Source organism: Halobacteriovorax vibrionivorans (genome assembly GCF_003346865.1).
Classification (GTDB): Bacteria; Bdellovibrionota; Bacteriovoracia; order Bacteriovoracales; family Bacteriovoracaceae; genus Halobacteriovorax_A; species Halobacteriovorax_A vibrionivorans.
Genome location: NZ_QDKL01000002.1, coordinates 915,838 through 936,110, shown reverse-complemented (window position 1 = coordinate 936,110; position 20,273 = coordinate 915,838). Strand labels below are relative to the sequence as shown.

Annotated in this window: 18 protein-coding genes and 2 pseudogenes; 9 read left to right on the top strand and 11 right to left on the bottom strand. The window is 35.7% G+C overall.

Going from position 1 to position 20,273, the window contains the following annotated elements; all coding sequences use genetic code 11:
• Positions 1 to 10: 10 nt before the first annotated feature.
• The 10 genes and pseudogenes from rpoD to DAY19_RS10380 all read right to left on the bottom strand — a co-directional run bounded on the left by rpoD (position 11) and on the right by DAY19_RS10380 (position 7,432).
• On the bottom strand, positions 11 to 1,309 hold the full coding sequence (gene rpoD / locus DAY19_RS10415; protein ID WP_267895879.1) for an RNA polymerase sigma factor RpoD: 1,299 nt from the start codon (positions 1,307 to 1,309) through the stop codon (positions 11 to 13).
• Positions 1,310 to 1,371: 62 nt separating this feature from the next.
• Positions 1,372 to 1,480: pseudogene (locus DAY19_RS15535) on the bottom strand (sigma-70 factor domain-containing protein); the annotation flags it as partial.
• Positions 1,481 to 1,552: 72 nt separating this feature from the next.
• Positions 1,553 to 1,762, bottom strand: a pseudogene (locus DAY19_RS15530) (RNA polymerase sigma factor region1.1 domain-containing protein); the annotation flags it as partial.
• Between the two features lie 18 nt (positions 1,763 to 1,780).
• Entirely contained in the window at positions 1,781 to 3,664 is a 1,884-nt protein-coding gene (gene dnaG, locus DAY19_RS10410) for a DNA primase (protein ID WP_115362098.1), read from the bottom strand.
• A gap of 21 nt (positions 3,665 to 3,685) precedes the next feature.
• Positions 3,686 to 4,438, bottom strand: coding sequence for a tRNA (guanosine(46)-N7)-methyltransferase TrmB (trmB, locus tag DAY19_RS10405; protein ID WP_115362096.1), 753 nt, complete (start codon positions 4,436 to 4,438; stop codon positions 3,686 to 3,688).
• Positions 4,439 to 4,555: 117 nt separating this feature from the next.
• On the bottom strand, positions 4,556 to 4,756 hold the full coding sequence (locus DAY19_RS10400; RefSeq protein WP_115362094.1) for a hypothetical protein: 201 nt from the start codon (positions 4,754 to 4,756) through the stop codon (positions 4,556 to 4,558).
• Between the two features lie 8 nt (positions 4,757 to 4,764).
• The gene (locus DAY19_RS10395; RefSeq protein ID WP_115362092.1) at positions 4,765 to 4,977 is read right to left on the bottom strand and encodes a hypothetical protein; all 213 of its coding nucleotides are present in this window, start codon (positions 4,975 to 4,977) and stop codon (positions 4,765 to 4,767) included.
• A gap of 135 nt (positions 4,978 to 5,112) precedes the next feature.
• Positions 5,113 to 6,081: a hypothetical protein gene (locus DAY19_RS10390; protein WP_115362091.1), complete on the bottom strand. Its 969-nt coding sequence runs from the start codon at positions 6,079 to 6,081 to the stop codon at positions 5,113 to 5,115.
• A complete protein-coding gene (locus tag DAY19_RS10385) occupies positions 6,078 to 7,034 on the bottom strand; it encodes a hypothetical protein (protein ID WP_115362089.1) in 957 nt (318 codons plus the stop codon). The genes DAY19_RS10390 and DAY19_RS10385 overlap by 4 nt, the downstream gene beginning before the upstream one ends.
• Entirely contained in the window at positions 7,022 to 7,432 is a 411-nt protein-coding gene (locus DAY19_RS10380; protein WP_115362087.1) for an NUDIX domain-containing protein, read from the bottom strand. Before DAY19_RS10380 ends, DAY19_RS10385 begins: the two co-directional genes overlap by 13 nt.
• A gap of 164 nt (positions 7,433 to 7,596) precedes the next feature.
• Between DAY19_RS10380 and DAY19_RS10375 the strand changes: the two genes are divergently transcribed.
• The 4 genes from DAY19_RS10375 to DAY19_RS10360 all read left to right on the top strand — a co-directional run bounded on the left by DAY19_RS10375 (position 7,597) and on the right by DAY19_RS10360 (position 11,851).
• The gene (locus tag DAY19_RS10375; RefSeq protein ID WP_158536875.1) at positions 7,597 to 8,229 is read left to right on the top strand and encodes a site-2 protease family protein; all 633 of its coding nucleotides are present in this window, start codon (positions 7,597 to 7,599) and stop codon (positions 8,227 to 8,229) included.
• Between the two features lie 25 nt (positions 8,230 to 8,254).
• Complete coding sequence (locus DAY19_RS10370; protein ID WP_115362084.1) at positions 8,255 to 9,151, top strand: segregation and condensation protein A; 897 nt, start codon at positions 8,255 to 8,257, stop codon at positions 9,149 to 9,151.
• Between the two features lie 21 nt (positions 9,152 to 9,172).
• Positions 9,173 to 10,702 (top strand): SMC-Scp complex subunit ScpB, encoded by a 1,530-nt coding sequence (scpB, locus tag DAY19_RS10365; protein WP_115362082.1) that lies wholly within the window; start codon positions 9,173 to 9,175, stop codon positions 10,700 to 10,702.
• Between the two features lie 117 nt (positions 10,703 to 10,819).
• Positions 10,820 to 11,851 carry a pseudouridine synthase gene (locus DAY19_RS10360; RefSeq protein ID WP_115362080.1) on the top strand — a complete coding sequence of 344 codons (1,032 nt, stop codon included), beginning with the start codon at positions 10,820 to 10,822 and terminating at the stop codon, positions 11,849 to 11,851.
• 32 nt (positions 11,852 to 11,883) lie between these two features.
• On the opposite strand, the gene DAY19_RS10355 is transcribed toward DAY19_RS10360, so the two are convergent.
• Positions 11,884 to 13,857 carry a hypothetical protein gene (locus DAY19_RS10355; protein WP_115362078.1) on the bottom strand — a complete coding sequence of 658 codons (1,974 nt, stop codon included), beginning with the start codon at positions 13,855 to 13,857 and terminating at the stop codon, positions 11,884 to 11,886.
• Positions 13,858 to 14,223: 366 nt separating this feature from the next.
• On the opposite strand from DAY19_RS10355, the gene DAY19_RS10350 reads away from it, so the two are divergent.
• From DAY19_RS10350 to DAY19_RS10330, 5 genes are all read left to right on the top strand, one after another.
• Positions 14,224 to 14,637 carry a response regulator gene (locus DAY19_RS10350; protein ID WP_115362076.1) on the top strand — a complete coding sequence of 138 codons (414 nt, stop codon included), beginning with the start codon at positions 14,224 to 14,226 and terminating at the stop codon, positions 14,635 to 14,637.
• Positions 14,638 to 14,652: 15 nt separating this feature from the next.
• Positions 14,653 to 15,489, top strand: a complete 837-nt coding sequence (locus tag DAY19_RS10345) for a chemotaxis protein CheX (RefSeq protein ID WP_115362074.1) — start codon at positions 14,653 to 14,655, stop codon at positions 15,487 to 15,489.
• 147 nt (positions 15,490 to 15,636) lie between these two features.
• Positions 15,637 to 17,625: a chemotaxis protein CheA gene (locus tag DAY19_RS10340; protein WP_115362072.1), complete on the top strand. Its 1,989-nt coding sequence runs from the start codon at positions 15,637 to 15,639 to the stop codon at positions 17,623 to 17,625.
• Positions 17,626 to 17,650: 25 nt separating this feature from the next.
• On the top strand, positions 17,651 to 18,124 hold the full coding sequence (locus DAY19_RS10335; RefSeq protein WP_115362070.1) for a chemotaxis protein CheW: 474 nt from the start codon (positions 17,651 to 17,653) through the stop codon (positions 18,122 to 18,124).
• Positions 18,125 to 18,159: 35 nt separating this feature from the next.
• On the top strand, positions 18,160 to 20,256 hold the full coding sequence (locus DAY19_RS10330) for a methyl-accepting chemotaxis protein (RefSeq protein WP_115362069.1): 2,097 nt from the start codon (positions 18,160 to 18,162) through the stop codon (positions 20,254 to 20,256).
• Positions 20,257 to 20,273 lie beyond the last annotated feature (17 nt).

The following is a 20,273-nucleotide window of genomic DNA, read 5'->3' as shown; positions in this document are numbered from 1 at the left end:
CCTAAAATACTTAACTATTTTCGATATACGATTTTAGAAGTTTTGCTCTCGATGGGTGTCTTAGTTTACGAAGCGCTTTTGCTTCAATTTGTCTAATACGCTCACGAGTAACGAAGAAGTCTTGACCAACCTCTTCTAAAGTGTGGTCTGACTTTTCACCAATACCAAATCTCATTCTAAGAACTTTTTCTTCTCTTGGTGTAAGAGTTGAAAGTACTGAACGAGTTTGCTCAGATAATGTAATACTCATTACAGCATCGGCAGGTGAAATGATCTTCTTATCTTCAATGAAGTCTCCAAGAGATGAATCTTCTTCTTCTCCAATTGGAGTTTCAAGAGAAATTGGCTCTTTAGAGATCTTTTGAACTTTCTTAACCTTATCTACTGGCATTTCCATTTTCTCAGCAATTTCTTCTGGAGTTGGTTCACGCCCTAGCTCTTGGATAAGTTGTCTTTGAGTTCTAACCATCTTGTTGATTGTTTCAATCATGTGAACTGGGATACGGATTGTTCTTGCTTGGTCAGCAATGGCACGAGTAATTGCCTGACGAATCCACCAAGTTGCATAAGTTGAGAACTTGTAACCACGACGATACTCAAATTTATCAACTGCTTTCATTAGACCAATATTTCCTTCCTGAATTAGGTCAAGGAATTGTAGTCCACGGTTTGTATATTTCTTAGCAATTGAAACAACAAGTCTTAAGTTGGCTTCAACAAGTTGAGCTTTCGCGCGGTCAGCTCTTTCTTCACCATTAGTGATAATCTTATAAACAGTTTCGATATCATCAAAGCTCATTCCAGCTTCTTGAGATAATCTTCTTAGTTTTCTAAGGATATCTTCCTGGTTACGAACAAGTTGTTCTACTTTAGCATCTGTTGTGAAAAGCTCTTTAGCAAATGCACGTTTAAATGCATCGTCTTCCATAATCTTCTCATGAAGTTCACGGTATGCTTCAATTGTCTCTACTTCAAGGAATTTAAAGATACGATCTTGTTGTTCGTAAAGGTCTTTAAATTGTAGATAGTATTTCTTAACTGGCTCAACAAAGCTATTAATGATTTTTCTATTGAAAGTTAGATCAGCAAGATCTGTTGCAATACGGTCCATTCTTTCTTTCTCTGATTTAGAGAATTTTTCAAATGTTCCATCATCTTCATTAACGTTTTCATTGTAGATACTTGTTAATTCATCACAAAGGTTGATGATTGTCTTCTTAACTTTATCAACATCTTTTTGAGTTGATTCGTCATCAAGACCACGTACAAGTTCTCTAACAAACTCTGTCGGGTTTTCTAGTTCAGTAATACGATCTTTTAGAGTGATGATCTCTGCGATTGCGTGTGAAGACTTTAGACATGAAAGAATAATTTCTCTTTCACCTTCTTCAATTTCTTTTGCAATTACAACTTCGCCTTCTCTTGTTAGAAGAGCGACAGATCCCATTCTCTTTAAATATAATTTTACTGGATCAGTTGAGGCACTTCTAAGTTCAGCTTTCTCTTCTTTAGAAAGTGTTTCTTCGATAATTTCTGTACCATCAAGTTTGATCCCCTCATCTTCTTCTTCAAATTCTTGCTCTGTAATTTCGATTTCAGCTTCGTTGATAGCAAGCATGATGAGGTCAAGTTCTTCAGGAGCAATGATACTTGCTGGAATCGCATCATTGATTTCTTCTGGAGTCAGGGTGTCTTGATCCTTACCTCTAGAGATAAGTTTTTCAAACCCCTTTGATTTTAAAAATTGTGCAGCACTTGACATGTTCGGTTTCTCCAATTTTTACTTCAAAGTAAATAACTTTTTTTCGATGTCGTGAATCTCTTTTAACAACTCAGTTAATTCTGATTGAGTTTTTATCTCACTTCTTTTTAACTTTAGGAGTTGTCTTTTTTCTCTAAGATTTTCTTTAATTAATTTTTTTCGAAGGTCATTAATTATTTTTACAGCTTTCTCTTTTTCTAGTTGGATTCCTTTATTTTTTATAATGCCTTTTTTGATAATTTCTTCAAGGCCGTATTCGGAAGAACTCGAAAGTGCAAAGTTTTTAAATTCCCTCTGATCTATCTCAAAGATTAAATTTTTTAGATTCAAAATATATTCTTTTACCCTATCTGACTGCATAAAATCAAGTAGATCGGTCATTTCATCATACTCAAGGCAATCCGGATGTTCAATGATAGCAAGTAATAAAGTTTCCTCTGTTTTGGAAATCTTATCCTCTTCTTCAGGGTAACTTGGCATCCCGTTTGCAGAGTCTTCCACAAAGTTTGCCATATAATCTTCATCGTATGCAGGAGGTTCCTCTTGCGGGGTATTTTGATTAGTAATTTTAGGTTGAAAAGTTGAGCTCTTCGAATCTTTTAAGAATTGTCCATAGTTATCGAGAATACTCTCTTTACTAGACTCTAGGCCAAGTTTCTTTGCCCATGAGACAAGCCTTTCATTGGCATTAAGGTCATTGCCAAGAGGTGAAACAATATCAAAGGCTTGTTTAAGAAGATTTAACTTTTCGTCGAGAATCTCTATTGGTCGCTGAGGAAGCAACTTGTTAAATTCATAGTCAATAAAGGCCTGGGCATTATCAATTCGATCTTGGAAAGCAAGAGTACCTTCTTTATCAAGAAAGTCATCAGGATCTTTATGTGGAGATAAGTCGACAAACTTAGGTAAAATACCGTGTTCCAAGAATTGGCGGTTTGTTCTTTGCGATGCTTTATATCCTGCTTCATCATTATCCAGAGCAAGATAAATATTTTTCGTCATAGACTTTAGTGTACGCAGAGAATTGTCACCAAGGGCCGTACCCATGATGGCAACGCTATTTTCGAATCCTTTCTTGTAAGTTGCAATTTGGTCCATATTTCCTTCTACGACGATAACGCTATCGCGCTTTCTAATGAAAGATTTTGCAAGATGGAGGCCATAGAGTAGGTTTCTCTTATTAAATATGAACGATTCTATAGAATTCATGTACTTAGCGTGTTGATACTCGTGAATTCTTCGGCTTGTGAAGCCAATAACTTTACCGTAGTGGTCCCAAATAGGAAACATAATACGCTCCCTGAAAGTATCATAATGGGACCCATTATCTTTATTGTGTTTAATAATTCCTATTTTTAAGGCCGTTTGAAGAATTTCATTTCGGTCTTTTTTGGGAAGAGAGCATACATAGTCGTAGACACTATTTTTCTTTGGAGCAAACCCTAGTTGATAGAGGTCAGCAATTTCATCACTCAAGTGACGATTTTTTAGAAAGTCTAGATACTGCTCTGGCTTGAGGTTTCGGCCAGATTGAAAATATATAGTTGATGCCACCTTAAGTAGTTTTTCAGCATAAATGAACTCTTTGGATTTCTCTTTCTTATTTGTGTAAGAGTCAAAATCAATTCCAAATTTGTCACATATATCCTTCATTGCTTCAATGAATTCCATGCTTTGCAGGTTCATAACAAAATCAAAGTGACTGTGACCGGCTCCACATGAGAAGCATTTATACATTCGTTTATCGTTGACGACAGACATAGAAGGGTTTGTGTCATCATGGAAAGGGCAGACTCCATAGAGATTATTTCCCTTTCGAACTAAGTGCACACCATAGCGCTCGATTAAATCTGAAATCGGGATCTCGTTGACGATTTTTTCGCGCAGTTGTTGTAAAGACATGTGTGTGACTAACCTAGCTAATTAATTTGCTTTTTTGGATTTTAGAACAAAAGCTTTAATATTTACACCTTGCTCGATAAATATTTTCTCAAACTTCGTCTTAAATTGGCAAAGTAAGTGATCTGGAGCATCATTCCAAAGGTCTTTAGTTTCTAATTCAAGTTCAAATAGATCCTGTTTTTCAATAACTTCCTTCATCCACTCAGCATATCCATCGTGATCTGTTTTAACAAAGAAGTATCCACCTGGCTTGATAACTTTGTAAGCTCTCTCTAAAAAAGGAAGTTGAAAAAGTCTCTTCTTGTGATGACGTGCCTTCGGCCATGGATCAGGGAAGAAGTAGAAAACCTTATCAAGCTCGTTTTCAGCAAAAAGATGCTCAATTCTTTCACCTTTTGCTCTTAAGTATTTGAAATTTCTATATGGTAGTGATTTTAATTTCTTTGCTAGGGCGTAGCTTCTCTTAAAACGATAATCGAGTCCGACAAAGTTTTGGTCGCGATATGAGTCACAGTATTGGAGCATGAAGTGTCCGTAACCAGATCCAATCTCAAGACATAATTCACCATCTTGTTTGAAAACTTCGCTATTCCATTTCCCTTGGTATTCTTCGGCCTCTTCATCTCGAAGAACGAACTCACTAAATTCAGTTAGTTTATCGTGGTATGGATTACGATGCTTGTATTGGAAGTCTTTTGAAAAAGACTTATCCTTATTTTGTTCATAAGCAAATGGATCGTTTGTCGCTTCTTGAGCGTCTGATTTTACTGGCAACTTGAACTCCTAAATGATTATTGCACCTAGTTATCAAATTCAAGTCGCTCAGGCAAGGTATTATAGGCTCTATTAAGAGATTCTACATACTTGGATTAAGAGAATTTTATTGAATTCTTAGCGATTGAGCATTTCTTCAATAATGCGTGCAGCTTTTTTGACTTGTTCTGGATCTTTGAATCGATCAGCAATAGCTTTTTTCAATTGTTCGATCTCAAGTTTGTCTTGCTGCTTATTGTGCTCTTTTGATGTAGTGGGTGCTTCATGCTCGTGTGAGCGAGCACCCATGTATAAATTTGTGTATTTTTTTACACCCATTGGATATCCTAAGCTGCAGCTTCAGCTGAGCTCTTTTTCATTGATGATACTCTTTTCATGTGATCTTCAATTACTTCATATAGTTCTAGTTTTGTTGAATAAGGATCCATTCCGTCTGGCATCGTTGAGTAAACAACCTCATCGTTAATCTCAGCGAAAATAAACCAGTTATTACCTAATTTTTGGAATAGTACTTCTGTGCCTTTGTATGAAACTGTCATAATCTTCCTCCTGATTTATGCTTAGCAATCCTTGCTAAAACAATGACACTAACTATATCGACACTTAAATTTATTAATTAAAAATATATGAGTTTTCTTTTAGACGGGGAAAAAACTACCTAGGTCGTCTAAACCCTAGTAACGATAGGTGATTCCGACATTATAGCCAAAGGTTCCTTCAAGCTCTGTTGAAACGGAAGGTGAGGGCCATAGTTGCCCATGAGTAAACTGAGCATCAGAGTCAAGTGTTGATGGAAGCTTAATATCAATCACTGGGCCGTGATAGAAGTAGGTGTGTTTTGAGCTGAATGCTCTTTTATGAGATAGATTAACTGCAAGGCGAATATTGAACATCATGCCAGAAAATAACTTCTCTTCAGCAATGGAATTTGTCTGGTCATCCTGAGAAATAAAACGTCTTTGATAATTAACACCTACTTGAAGCATCGATTCGATTTCAAAGTATTGTCTTTTATGAAAGGTGTATGAAACAACAGGTCCTAATGTAAAAATTGAACTACTTTCTTTCGTAAAAATATCTCCATTTAACTGATACTCACTCTGTCCCGTTGAGATACCACCATAGAAGCCAAAGTAGAGGCGGTTTTCGTCATCAAAGCTTGCAGGTCTTAAGTATTTGATATTTAGACTACCCTCAAAACCATTGCTCTCTCTTTCAACTTGAGAGGTGTAGCCGTAACGCGAAGTTGGCCCTTGCTTAAATATAAGGTCCACTTGGGCCCGGTTTGTAGGATGGCCCTTTAGGGGATATTCATCAGGAATTGGTTCATCTATTACATAATCAGTTGGGTCGTTCTTCACATAGATTGTGTTTCCAATTTCTTCTGAGTCATTATTTAAAACCAGCTTAATGAAGTCTTTCCTAATATAGGCTTTTCGTCCATCTCTCGTTAACGTAACATAATAGTTTTCATTATTTAGATAGTTCGGATGTAAATAAACACTGTCACCCTTTCTGATGCGCATAAGAATTCTTCCACTGGCATTGGGCTCGCTTACAACTGGTGCTTCATGAACTCGTATAATTCCTTGAGTTGCAAGAGTCTTAAAAGACAGTAAGAGTATTAGGAATACTTTTATCATATGGAAACCTCAAACTCCTTTCCTATACTGAGACTTAGCATTGTCGCTGAATTATCATCAGTAAGTGATGTATTTGGAAAGAAGACATTTGCATCAAATGTATATGTTTGTTTTTTTAAATCAAAACTTAAGAAATAACTTTTGTAATTATAGCTGAAGTTGGCGCCAAAAGAGTCAAGAGAGTGGTCTACTGACTGACCAAATACTTCGGCCGAAGAATATAGTGAGCGATTGGCCCCAAGTCCGGCCGTCATAAATGAGTCATTGTTAATACGATAACGGTATTCAATTCTTAAGCCTATAGAGTAAGTATTGAATTGAACTTCTTGTCCGCTATTTTGTGAGAGGTACTCGAAGTTTACAAATACTGGAAGGTCCTTAAATGTCTCGACACCTGCTTCAAGAGTGAAGTTTGTAGCATTAAGAGATAGGCCATCTGTGAAGAAATTAGGCGATGAAGAACCAACTCCTGCTTGAGCGTGTAAGTAGGTATGGATTTGTTTTTTATCAAATTCAACGGCCTTAAATTTTTCTCGATTAAAGGGTTTAAATGTTTTCTCATGGAAGGTGAGAATATTCTCTAAGTGATTTAAATTTTGTCCTTGTGTGACATATTTAACATCCTTCATTTCACCGCTTTTAGGAACAAGGTAATAGTATTTTGATCCTGGTCTTATTTCTTGTGTACGAATAATCGTATTTTTTGGCACTCGGTAAAACTTTGTTCCCTCTAGGTTTTCAACGAGAGAATTCTTTAAAATAACACTTCGAAATGTACGTACTTTGAAATTATTCTTAGTGTATTTAAAGCGCTTACGATAGTTGATTTTTTGAGCATTATCTTCTCGACCAAGCTCTAATAGGTCGTTAAAGAGCTTCTCTTCATTTGCATGGCTTGCATTTGAAAAGAAAAGAGTAGTCATCAATAATTGGAGAAGAATTAACTTAGACAATTTATGGCCTCTTGAAATGCTAGAAAATTACTTTCGTATTTAAAATCTTTGGATTGGACTTCGTTTATAGGAAGCCATTTAAATCCTTGGTGTTCTTCTTTTGATATTGTTATTTCATCCTTGTTAGTGAGGGCCGCAAAACAATACTCAATAACATCCTTTCCCCAACGATCATGAAATTTAAATTCTTGGGAGAGTTGAACTAATTCAGCTTCCTCAATTCCCGTTTCCTCTAAGAGTTCTCTTTTGGCCGCAGTGAAAATATCTTCTCCAGACTCAACAGATCCTGTTACATTTTGCCAACCAAATCCTCGATCGGCCTTCATCTCAAGGAGAAGGAGGGCCTTTTTCTCTTTGTGCAGAGTGATAATTTGGACTTTTTTATGCAGTGAATTCATATCTTTATTATAGCAAAATTTTGAAATTACAGTGGCTTGGGCAAAAAATGGGTGAATTTCTTTAATTTGTCTTACATTCCGTTCATTTTGCGTCGCAATTTTTTGTCGATTCCCGTGGTTTTTGGTAGATTATTGCGATGGATTTAATGCAGATAATAAATAAATTGACGTTGGCCTTACCAGGCTTCTTACTGGCAATCTCGTTTCATGAGTTTGGTCACGGATGGATGGCCAAGAGATATGGAGATGATACGGCCGATAGACTTGGGCGCTTAACTTTAAATCCAGCTCCACATATTGATCTTGTAGGAACAGTTATCTTTCCACTTGTTGCTATTTTTGCTGGATGGATCCCATTTGGTTGGGCAAAACCAGTTCCTGTGGATGTTCGCCGCTTTAAAAATATTAAGTCAGGACTTTTTTGGGTTAGCTTTGCAGGCCCTGGAGCAAATTTATTGCTGATGGTGTTTTCTGCTCTTCTTTTTGGAATGGTTTACGCCTATGTTCCTGCAACATTCTCACTGAAATCACAATTCATACAAATGCTTGAATACTCTGTAATGATTAATGTCGTCTTAGCAGTATTCAACTTGATTCCATTTCCGCCATTAGATGGCTCAAAGATGGTAGCAGCATACTTAGACTACAATACAGCACGCAAATATGAAGAGCTCCAAAGATTTAGCTTCGTTTTCATCCTAGTACTTTGGTTTACACCAATTTTAGGCTATGTGATTCGACCAGTAATGGGGCTTGGATTGATTTTAATGAATGGTTTTGCAGCTATTCTTTCCTAGCAATAGGATTTTGAGGGATTAACACATGTTAGACACAACGATTAAGGTTAAAACGGATACGTTTGATGGCCCCTTGTCTCTACTTCTTCTATTAATTCAGAAGGAGCAGATGTCAATTAAGGAGCTTGATCTTACAAAGATCACAAAGCAGTACCTGGATTATCTTGCAAATATGAAAGAGTTAAACTTCGATATTGCAGGTGATTATTTATTCTTAGCTGCAACTCTTGTTTTACTTAAATCTAAGAATGCCGTCACAGAAGAAGAGCAGGCAAAACTGCACAATCAATTGGGAGCAGAAGGCTCTCTTAATATCACTTCTCATGCAGAACTTGTTCGCCGCCTCGAGGAGTTAGCTCTTTATCAAAAAATGGGACAACGCCTGATGGAGCTACCACAAAAAGGTGTTGATATCTTTGTTAAGCCAAAGATTAATCGCAAAGAGATTGTAAACTCAATTCTTACACCAATGGATCTCGAGAAGTTAACTGATACGATGATTGACTTTATTTTCCGTCAAAATCGTAAGTACACGGTTGTTAAAAGAGATCGTTTATCGATTAAAGAAAAACTAGAATTCTTAAAGAGTTATTTATCAGTTGGTCAGAAAACTAATTTAGAAGAGCTTTTAGAAAATGATAGCAATAGTCGAATTGCAACAACGACTGGTGAGAGTACTGCAAAAGTTTCGGCCGATGGTAAGAATACGATTGATAACGTTGTTATCACATTTATTTCATTATTAGAGCTAGCAAGACTTAAGCGACTAGAGATTTTTCAAAATGAAAACTTTGGTCAAGTCTATGTTGATGTTGTTAGATCACTCGATGACTTTGACGTAACTCAGGCAGATGGCTTTGAAGATGAAAATACAGCTGAGCAAATTGATGCTCAAGAACTAGAACAAGCAATACAACAATAGCATACATATTTAGAGAGATTTATGATGGAAAACAACACAATGAATGAAGATTTAAACTTAGAGTTTGTATCGACAGATGAAGAGATGCTTGAAGAGCTTGAGATGGCCCTTATGCCTTCAGATGATGATCTTGAGTATCCAGAAGAATACTTAAAATTAGAGTCAGACTTTGCAGATGAAAAACTTCAAGAAGATAAGCTTTGGAAGGCGAGAACTGGCCTTAACGAAGAGACAATTTGTGGTGCAATTGAAACAATTGTTTTCATGAGCGATAAGCCTGTTCCATTAATGAAGATTAAGGCTCTAATTGATGATGATATTCCTCTGAGAGTAGTTCACGAAGCAATTTCAAGACTTCAGGAAGAATACGAGTTAAAGCATCATGGTATCCGACTGCAAGAAGTTGCTAATGGTTATCAATTTAGAACGAAAGCAACTTTCTCTAAATATGTTCAAGATTTATTTAAAATTAACGAGCTTGTTTTATCTCCAACAGCTCTTGAAGTACTCGCTATTATTGCTTATAAGCAGCCAGTTTCAAAAATTGAAGTTGAAAAGATCCGTGGTGTTGATAGTTCGCATATTGTGCGCGGACTTATGGATAAGAGACTTGTTAAAGTTGCAGGACGCTCTGATGAAGTCGGTAGACCAGTTCTTTATGGAACGACTCCAGAGTTTTTAGAAGTATTTAATCTTGCAAATATTGATCAACTACCACCTGAGCACGAGCTATCTGAAATTGCTACTCAAGGTGTGGGGAAAATTGAAGATATTAAAACTCTTGTTAATGCTGACCTTAAGTCGCGCTTTGACCAAGATGAAATTGAAGAACTTGATAATATTGCAGCATCAATTAAGTCGATTGATTCTGAAACAGCATTTACAAAATCACTTAGAGTTCAAGAAAGAAAACGTAAGAAAGGGGAAGGAGATGAAGTATCTCTAACTGCCTTTGACCTACTTGAGCAACATCTTGATAATTCTCTAGTTACTGGTGCTAATAAAGAGTCAGCTAGCTCTGAAATATTCACGGCCATTACTTGTCCTGAAGTTATTGAAGATCTTTCTAAAGGTCCATTTAATGTACCTGAAGAAGAGGAAGATGACTTTGAAATGATCGATCTAGATTCTGGTGAAGTCATAAAAGATGAGCCAATAGAGTTTGAAGATAATAATGAAGATGAGTCTGAGATTGAGGCACAAGAAGTTGAAGCTCAAGATTCTGTTAATGAGGCCCTTAGTGAAGTGGCCGAAGCAATCTTAACTCCTGAATTAACTGAGAAGAAAGTTGAGGAAGTTGAAGAAATTGCAATTATTGATGAAACGAAAACGGACAATGAAGCCAATGAGCTGGCCCAGGCCCTTGATGATGCTTTCTCTAAACTTTTTGGTGGAGAGACTTCACTACCTCAAGATGAGATGGCCGTTGACCTTGATGATAGCATCAATGAAACAACTCAGAATTTAATTAATGGGGCCCGTGATTTGGATCTGGACCTTGATTTCTTAAATAACAAGGACTTAGAAGATTCAGACTCACGTCCTGAGTAATATATAATCAAGAAATAATTACTTAAATACTTGTAAAAGCTTACGTTTAGTTCTATCTATGCGTAAGCTTTTTCTTTATAACCTTTTAACCGCCGTGATGGCAGATAGGAGTATCAAATGTCTAAACTAGTACGTTTACAAAAATTTATTGCTGATTGTGGAATTACTTCACGTAGGAAGGCCGAAGATTTAATTGTTCAAGGTCGTGTGAAAGTTAATGGAATCACAATTAGAGAATTAGGAACAAAAGTAGCACCTGAAGTTGATGCGGTCGTAGTTGACGGTAAAGCAGCTGATCTTGGTGCTGTTGAAAAAATCTATATGGTTATGAATAAGCCTCGTGGTGTTATGACAACTGTTAATGACCCAGAAGGTAGAAAGACTGTTATTGATCTTTGTAAAGAGATCAGTGAAAGGATCTATCCTGTAGGTCGCCTCGATTACCTTTCAGAAGGTCTGCTTCTCATGACAAATGATGGTGATTTTGCAAACCTTGTTATTCACCCAAGTTCAGATTTAACTAAAGTCTATGAAGTTAAAATCTTTGGTGCTGTTAATGAATTCCTTCTTAAGAAATTAAGAGCTGGTGTTTATATTGATGGTGTTATGACAAAACCTAAGGCGGTTCGAGTTATTAAGCAACTTGAAACAAAGACTTGGTTAGAGTTTAGAATTACTGAAGGGAAGAATCGTGAGATTCGTCGTATGTGTGAAGGTGCGGGACTTACTGTTGATAAACTAAAGCGTGTTGCAATTGGTGGGCTAACAGTTGATGGAATTGCTCCAGGTTCATATCGTTTAGTTTCAAAGAAGAGTCTTCTTGCAGCTATTGGTATCGATAACGTTGGTAATAAAACGGCAAAAGCTGTTGAATATATTTCAAGTAAAAAATCAGTAAACCTTAAAAAGAAAGGTCATCAAAACTGTACTGCAGCTGATGATAAGGCCTTCACTAAATTCAGAAAAGAAACATATTACAAATCATTAACTGATATTGCTGAGACTAAGAAGGCGAAAGAGAAAGAGATTCGTCGTCAAGCTTGGGAAGAAAAAGAAGCTGCTCATAAGAAGAGACAGGAAAAGAAGAAGGCTAGAATTGCTAAGAAAGAGCTTAATGAAAAACCAGTTCACGTTGAATTTGTTAAATAATAAAAAAGCCGCTTATCAAAGCGGCTTTTTTTTTAATCATTTATGGACATTTGGATATCTTCTATTCTTGTGTCAATTCTTAAGTCTTCACCATTTCGTCGAATATATCGATCGAGGTATTCTAATTGCCCATAAATTTCTTTATAGTCATTAGTTCCAAATTGTAGATCAACTAATGTTTCAGAATCATCTGTAATTAGTAAGTCAAAATAGAGGTAATCCTCCAGATTATCTTGTGGTAGGAGATCTGCAAGTATTTGCATAACATGGTATTCATTTCTTAATCTCTTGAGCTTCTTTGTGAACTTCTCCACTTTTTCTTGATATGGAGAATCACTCTTAATAATATTGTAGAAGTACTCAGCTAACTTTTTTGATTTCCTTAAGTACTCACGCTCAAGTTGCCACGTGTAAAAGTGATCAGTCTTATGAAGGTGACGATTTGATAAACGAATAACGTCTTTACCTTTTAACTTTTCTTGCATGATTGAAATGAATTCTTCCAGAGTGTATTTATCAAATACTGAAAAGGCAGGGCCTTTAAAAATCATCTTAAGATTTGAACTAAAGTTAACGTATCTCCTCTCTAGTGAGATACTATCTAGTACATCCTTCTTAAAACGATCAGGAACAATCCCTTCCAGAACCTTCTTATATCTTCTTTGCTCTGATTTTCTAAATTCATTGTCACGTCTTATGAAGTTCATCCCAACATTTAAGAATTTATGATCTTCATGAGAAGAGGTAAGCCCATAATAAGAGAGAACCTTTTCTTCTTTTGTATCAAAAATTTGAATTGTGATTTTTGATTCTGATCTCTTCGTATAATTAGGGTAATAGAAGGCGATTGTAGAGCCATCTAATCTCTCGAAGTTGAATCGGTTGTTAATATAGTGGCCACGTGAGCTAAGCTTTAGAAAGTCTAAGTCTAGAGTTACCCCTGAAGAATTTGAAGTGTAGCGGTTGTGACCTTTAAAGACTCTTTCAACTCTTGGCGCCTCTTGGTCTTTGTCTGCAACAGCAAGTCGATCGACATCTTCAAGGTTTACTACGTAGTAGCGATCGAGAAGATCTGTATTTAATGATTCAGCAAGAAGTTTTGCTTCTTTAAATTTGAATACATTATTGAATAGATTATTATAGACCTTACGAACTTCTTCATCTTTGAGATCAAAAACATAGTCAGATAGAATAATATTACCTTTTGTTTTCGATGTATCGAGTTTGATCCAGTCTATTTTATATTCATGATCAACATCAAATCCTAGAATTTCGAAGCTGAATAATTCGACACCAAAGCTACTTTTAAAACTAAGTCCTCTGGCCTTCTTCTTTTCTGCAATAATCTTAACTCTTACTTTTTGATCTTCAAGTTTGTAGACTTGAATAAGAAATTCTCCTGCAAATGTATAAAAACCAGTGAGACCAGTTTTTAAGACAGGAGCAACGTCACTATATGAAAAACCTGTAGTAAGTGCCATTGAAGCCGGTATGGAAATGAAGTCTCCTTCATTTAAACGATCAACGTATTTTGCTCTAATTGGTAGCTTGGCAACGTTAAATGGTAGTGCCTTCATAGCATCAATTTTTTTAACATATTGACGTGAAATAATAACTTCGTTTTTACGATTACCTTTTAAAAATAGAGGTGATTGTAATTCAGGAAAAAATGTTCTTTTGCTATCGTGATCTATTTTAAATTCAAATCTGTCACGTCTTGTGTATTGGCCTGGAATATAAGACTTGTCGACTTCATATTCATACTTACCTTTCAAACTTAGGCCATCATATAGGTCGATCTTGAAGATATCGGTATCGAGGCTAATAGTTAAACTATTAAAAGCATCCACAAGATTACGCTTTATATTCTCTTTGGTTAGGTAATTCTTTAAAAAATAAGTAAACTTACTCTCTTTTTGTTCCTTCACTGGTTCTGAAATTTCAGGGTTTGCAGCAGAGGTCGTTAAGCTAATTAAGAATAATGTGAGGATAGTGAATTGTTTCATTCTTAGGTTGTATCACATAACTAACTGATATAACTGTAGGTGTGTAAACCTTATCTATAACTGTATAGTGTGTAAACGGCCGTAACGTATTGAACTTATATGGCCATGGTTTCTAGTGGCAAAAAATAAAGTCAAAATAAGTCTCATTGTTTGTAAGGGAATTTATTTATAGAAATGTTAGCAAAAGTAAAACATTGACATAAATCAATATAAAAAAAATCTCAATATCTCCGATAAGTCATCATAGTTACTAAGTTTTCAGTGAGAATCTAATTGATAAATATTTATGGGAAAGAACGTACCAAATATTTAGAGTGATATCACGGTGTTATAGTAGGAAATATACATTCCCCAGGAGATAAAGAAATGTACGATTTAAAGAAGTTCTCTTTCTTAATTGTGGACGACATGAGCACAATGAGAAAGATCGTTAAGAAGCTGTTGCGTGATCTAGGTGCTGACAAGTTTGTTGAGGCTGTTGATGGAAAAGATGCTTTAAAAAAGATTGTCGAAAACAAAGGTGGACCTCACGAAATCACATTTATTATCTCTGACTGGAGTATGCCAAATGCTACCGGACTTGATTTGTTAAAAACAATAAGAGGGAGTGAGAATTTCAAAGAAATGCCATTTGTTATGGTTACGGCCGAGCAAGATGTTGCCCAAATTCAAGAAGCTATCGCAAGTGACGTTGATGGATACGTAATCAAACCATTCGATTCAGATTCTTTTAAAAAGAGACTGTCGTTAGCACTGAAAAAAAGGTTTCCACAAGGATAACGAGGAGCGCTTGTAATGGGCATGGTAGAGAGGATTACCAAAAACCACTTTTCCGTATTAGTCTTTTCGGGAGATATCGATCAGGATTGTGTTAAGTCACTTGCAATGATCTTTGATGCTATTTTAGAAGATGAAAAGGATAAGTTGATTATACTAGACTTCAAAAAAGTCGAGTATATCTCACCAAATATTTATAATGAGATTTTTAGGTTATTTTCTTCTGCGCAGGAAAGAAAGATCTTAATTTATACAATCAATGCAAAGCCAAAGCTAGTTAGAGAATTAAAGAGTGATTTCGTTGATCAGAAATTCAATTTTACAGACTCAATTACTAGTAAGTTAGAAGAACTTAATCTTAAAAAGAAGAGAATTGTTCTTGATGTAAACTTTGTAAACCCATTTATTCAAGCAGCTATTGATACTTTTGGAGTTCAGGCAAATTTGAAGGTTTTACCTGGGAAAGTCTCTAAGGCCAAGGACTTTGAAAGTTATGAAATAGGAATAATTGGATCAATTGATATTCAAAATGAGGCGTTTGAAGGAAGATTACTGATTTGTTTTCCCGATGCTGTATTCATTAGTATTTATAATGCCATTTTTGGTGAAGAGTATATGGAACTTAATGAAGATGTGAAGGACGCTATTGCTGAATTCACAAATATTACTCTTGGGCAGGCCAAGGCCACACTAAATCAAAATAAAGGAATTGTCATAGACCGAGCGATACCGTCAGTTTTACTGAGAGAGAACTTTGATGAGATCGAATTAAACAAATATGAATCACTAATGATCCCTTTAGCAACTAAAATGGGTTCATTTTATATTTATATTCTCCTAGGTGTTAACGAATAGTTAATAACTTAGGTTTTAAATGAAATGATAAGTATTTAAGAAGTAAAGATTATTTACAGAAAGTTTTAATAAGTGCCCAAAAACACTAATTTATTTTTCAATATGTCCGAAAAATAGATGAGATAAAAACCAAACGAGATGTGATTTATGGATGAGTTTGAATTAGAATTAAAAATGGATTTCCTTGAAGAGGCAATTCAGCTTCTAGAAGACTGTGAGGAATCTTTCCTTGAACTTGAGTCAGGTGTTGAAAACCCTGATGATCATGTTGATAAGATTTTCCGTCTTGCTCACAACCTTAAGGGGACTTCAAGGGCCGTTGAGTTTAGTGATGTGGCAGAGTTCACACACGAAATGGAAGAGTTGATTTTAAAAGTTAAGAAAGGAGAGGTGGAAATCTCTGCTGATGTAATTGATGTCTTTCTTAAATGTTCTGACCATTTAAATCATATGATCGTAGGCCTTAGAGAAGATATTGAGGCCCGTTTTGAATCCGATGAAATTATTGAACTTATCAAATCCGTAGGTAGTGCTGACTTTGAGCATGAGGAATTAAAAATATCAAATCTTCCTGAGGAGTCTGAAGACTTTAACGAGGAAGTCGTTGCTGAAGATGATTCGCATGAGTCTGAGGACTCTGATGATCTTGAGGAAGAAGAGTTAGAAGAGATTTTTGCTAGTGATGAAGATGGTGAAGATGAGGAAGCGCTAGCAACTCGTCCAAGTAATGACGATATCAGCGATCTAGACCGCCTCTTATATGGTGATGCCGCTGGTGAAGAAGTGGACTTAATAGCACCTGTTAGTGCAGTGAAGCCGCAAGAAAATGTTATTCCTATTGAGTCTGTAAAGAAAGAAGAGTCAGCTAAAAAAGAAGAGAAGAAAGCAGAACAAAAGGTAGAGCCAAAACAGGCTGCTGCAGCTCCTAAAAAACCAGCTAAGCCAGAAGAAACAATTCGAATTGGTGTTAGCCGAGTTGAAAAATTAAATAACTATGTTGGAGAGCTTGTTATTCTTCAAACAGTACTTAGTGAATGTGATGATCTAGTTATTGATGATCATGTACGTAAGAGTGTGAGCCACTTAGCAAAAATCACAAAAGAAATTCAAGATATCTCTATGAAGATGAGAATGGTTCCATTAAAGACGACATTCTCAAAACTACAAAGAATTGTAAGAGATACATCAAAGGCCCTTGGAAAAAAAGTAAATTTAAATATTGTTGGAGAGGACACTGAAGTTGATAAGAATATCTTAGAGCAACTTTCTGACCCTCTTGTCCACATCGTTAGAAATGCTGTTGACCACGGGCTTGAAGCAACTAGCGACGATCGCCTTGCTGTCGGTAAATCTGAAAAAGGTGAAATCCAAATTAAAGCATATCACGAGGGTAATAGTCTTGTGATTGAAGTTAATGATGATGGAAAGGGAATTGACCCGGCCGTTATCAGAAATAAAGCAATTGAAAAAGGTATTATTAAAAGCACCGATAAAATTGCAGATCAAGATGCCATAAATCTAATTTTTGCTCCAGGATTCTCTACTAAAGAAGCAGTAAGTGAGATTTCAGGACGTGGTGTTGGAATGGATGTTGTTAAAAGAAATATCCAAGACATCTCTGGTGCTGTTGAAGTTAAGTCCGTATTAGGAAGTGGTTCTGTTTTTAGAATTAAACTACCACTTACAATGGCAATTATTGAAGGAATGGTAACGAGAGTTGGTAGTGAAAACTACGTCGTTCCACTTAATTTAATCCATGAGACTTTATCTGTAACAGAAGAAAATTATCGCAAGGTAAATAATGTTGGTGGTTGTGTTGTTCTTAGAGGACAAGTAATGCCTGCCTTCAGATTAAGTAAGTTACTAGGACATAAGCCACAAGAAGATAATAAGAATGAAATTGCTCTTGTTGTTAGAACAGAAGATATGGACTTCGTTATAATTGTAGATGATGTTCTAAGAAGACAACAAGTTGTTATTAAAAGTTTAGGTAATGACATAAAAAATACGCAAGGCTTTATGGGAAGCTCTATCTTGGGTAATGGTAAGCCAGCTTTAATCTTAGATCTAAAAGAATTAGTGGTTGATAAAGTCGCAAAAGTAAAAAATAAAAGTTCAATAAGAAACGTCGCTTAATTTAAGCATTTGATGTGGGGATATTATGGAAAAAGAAATGACAGATGTAACACAAAGATACTTAGAATTTAAACTTGGAGAAGAGCACTACGCAATTCCTCTGTTACAAGTTAGAGAGTTAATCTCTTTACCAGAGACGACTAGTGTACCATTTAGTCCAAAGTATTATGTAGGTATTATGAATCTTAGAGGTCAAGTTATCTCTATTATTGATATGCGTACAAGACTTGGTGTACAGCCTTCAGAGTCAAATGAAGAGGCCGTAATTATCGTAGAGTTTGGAGAATTATGCCTTGGAATAGTTGTGGATAATATTTGTAAAGTTCTTCCTGTTGATGAGGATAAAATTCAAGAAGTTGCATCAATTGAAACGAAGAAACGAGATCGTCTAAATCGCGTTTATCGACATAGTGAAACAGATACTCTTATTCAGCTTGTTGAACTGGAGTCAATTCTAAACATTGACGAATTAACTGGCTTAGCAAAAAAAGCAGCTTAATAGAGAAAAGATAAAACAAAATTTTGGGGAAAATTATGTCAAAGACAAAACTATCAATGAGTAAGAAAACAATTCTTAGTTTCTTAGGGATCTTTCTTATGTTTGGTATTGGTTTAGGTATTGCAATCTACTCTTTTAATGGGTTAGTTGACAGCCTTACCGATACAATCAATAAGGACCTTGAGAAAAAGGATTCATTCCGAATTGTGGCAAAGAATATCGTTGAACAAATCTCATATGAAAAAGAGTTTGTGATCACTAAAGATGAATTCGCAGCAGAACAATTTCATGAGTTTTCAAATTATAATGATGATTTGATTAAAAAAATGAAGGAAACAAAGTTTGATTATTCTGCTGAGGTTGACTGGCCATCAATAGAGAAAGCCTATTTAGCATATAAAGACAATTTCAAAGAAATTGCTAGGCATACTAAGATTGAAGGTGATTCTAAAGATGGGTTAAGAGGAGAGCTTAGAAGTTATGCTCACAACATCGAGGAGCATATTAAAAATTATAATTTGGGTGATTCCTTTATGGTTTCTCTCCTAACTCTAAGAAGATATGAAAAAGATTTTCTCCTTAGAAGAACTGAGAAATATGTTAAGCGTGCAATGGCCGAGTCACAAAGAATCAAAGATGAGCTAGTTAAGAGAAATTATAAGAAATATATTGTTGATGACTTTAATAAATCTATAGATGGTTATGTAAGTACATTAAAAAAATTATATGATAATCAGCTTGAATTAAATCGTCATATGAAGTTATCACAAGAATATGCTGGTAAGATGATTGTTTTAATTGATGGTGTAGTAAATCTTGTGGATAAGAGAATTGAAGAAAAAGTTGCTGGGATTAAGGTTAAAGAAAATCAAGTCACTTATACTGTTTTAGGTTTATTTGGGGTTATTGCACTATTTGCATTTGGTTTCCAATATAACTTCTCTAAATCAATTAAGGCTATTGTTGATCTAAGTATGAGATTAAGAGAGTCATCACAAGTAACTGCAAAATCGAGTACTAATATGTCGATGGCCTCATCTAAAGTTTCGTCTTCTGTAACGGAGCAAGCAAGTGCTATTCAGGAAACTGTTGCAACATTAAATGAAATCTCAGCAATGGTAAATAAGAGTGTTGAGAGTGCAAGAACATCGACTGAAAAAGCTGATGAGTCTCAAAAGGTTGCTCAGGAAGGTAAGCTTGCCGTAAATGATATGGTAAATGCTATTGATCAAATCAACGGAAATAATGAAGATATCATGAAAGAAATGAGCCGTAGTAACGAAGAGATCGTTAAGATCGTTGACGTTATTAAGGAAATTTCAGAGAAAACAAATGTTATTAACGATATTGTTTTCCAAACAAAGCTATTATCTTTTAATGCCTCTGTTGAAGCGGCTAGGGCCGGTGAACATGGGAAGGGATTTGCTGTTGTTGCTGAAGAGGTCGGTAATCTCGCTCAAATGAGTGGAAACGCTGCACTTGAGATTGAGGATCTACTTGGTGGATCAATTAAGAAAGTACAATCCATTGTAGAAGAGACACAACGAAATGTTGAATCACTTATTAAAGATGCAAAATCTAGTGTTGAAAGAGGTGTAGACGTATCTGAAAGTTGTGGGCGAATTCTTGACCAGGTTGTTGGTAATGTTGAAGCTGTTACTAAGTTAATGGCCGAAATCTCTACAGCATCTCAAGAACAAGCAGAAGGTATTAATAATATCACTGTAGCAATGAATCAGTTAGATGAAGTTACTCATTCTAATTCAACGATTGCTCAAGAGACGTCTGGGTTTGCAGATAGCTTATCTGAACAGACTACTATCTTAAATAATATTGTTGAAGAACTAGAAAGTGAAGTACTTGGAGGCAAAGTTCATGTAAGCCAAGTATCAAAGGATGATTTAATTGATTCTATTGGAACGTCTAGTTTTGAACCAGAAGATACTTATCAGCCAACAGCAAGTCACTCTGTAAAAACAGAGGAAGACTTTCCAAGCTTTGAGCCAGAGGTTGTTGAAGAAGATAGTTATGAACAAGTAGCTATTGCCGAAACAGCAGATGATCCTGTTATGGAAGTATCAAGTGAAGAATATCCTAGTGAAGATGATGATCGATTTGATAAAGCGGTTTAAGAAGAAGTAGTTGAGAG

Excerpts from the sequence above, each read along its gene's own strand:
- dnaG (WP_115362098.1), bottom strand. The coding sequence starts at position 3,664 with ATGTCTTTACAACAACTGCGCGAAAAAATCGTCAACGAGATCCCGATT.
- DAY19_RS10400 (WP_115362094.1), bottom strand. The coding sequence starts at position 4,756 with ATGGGTGTAAAAAAATACACAAATTTATACATGGGTGCTCGCTCACAC.
- DAY19_RS10395 (WP_115362092.1), bottom strand. The coding sequence starts at position 4,977 with ATGACAGTTTCATACAAAGGCACAGAAGTACTATTCCAAAAATTAGGT.
- DAY19_RS10390 (WP_115362091.1), bottom strand. The coding sequence starts at position 6,081 with ATGATAAAAGTATTCCTAATACTCTTACTGTCTTTTAAGACTCTTGCA.
- DAY19_RS10380 (WP_115362087.1), bottom strand. The coding sequence starts at position 7,432 with ATGAATTCACTGCATAAAAAAGTCCAAATTATCACTCTGCACAAAGAG.
- DAY19_RS10370 (WP_115362084.1), top strand. The coding sequence starts at position 8,255 with ATGTTAGACACAACGATTAAGGTTAAAACGGATACGTTTGATGGCCCC.
- scpB (WP_115362082.1), top strand. The coding sequence starts at position 9,173 with ATGATGGAAAACAACACAATGAATGAAGATTTAAACTTAGAGTTTGTA.
- DAY19_RS10360 (WP_115362080.1), top strand. The coding sequence starts at position 10,820 with ATGTCTAAACTAGTACGTTTACAAAAATTTATTGCTGATTGTGGAATT.
- DAY19_RS10355 (WP_115362078.1), bottom strand. The coding sequence starts at position 13,857 with ATGAAACAATTCACTATCCTCACATTATTCTTAATTAGCTTAACGACC.
- DAY19_RS10350 (WP_115362076.1), top strand. The coding sequence starts at position 14,224 with ATGTACGATTTAAAGAAGTTCTCTTTCTTAATTGTGGACGACATGAGC.
- DAY19_RS10345 (WP_115362074.1), top strand. The coding sequence starts at position 14,653 with ATGGGCATGGTAGAGAGGATTACCAAAAACCACTTTTCCGTATTAGTC.
- DAY19_RS10340 (WP_115362072.1), top strand. The coding sequence starts at position 15,637 with ATGGATGAGTTTGAATTAGAATTAAAAATGGATTTCCTTGAAGAGGCA.
- DAY19_RS10335 (WP_115362070.1), top strand. The coding sequence starts at position 17,651 with ATGGAAAAAGAAATGACAGATGTAACACAAAGATACTTAGAATTTAAA.
- DAY19_RS10330 (WP_115362069.1), top strand. The coding sequence starts at position 18,160 with ATGTCAAAGACAAAACTATCAATGAGTAAGAAAACAATTCTTAGTTTC.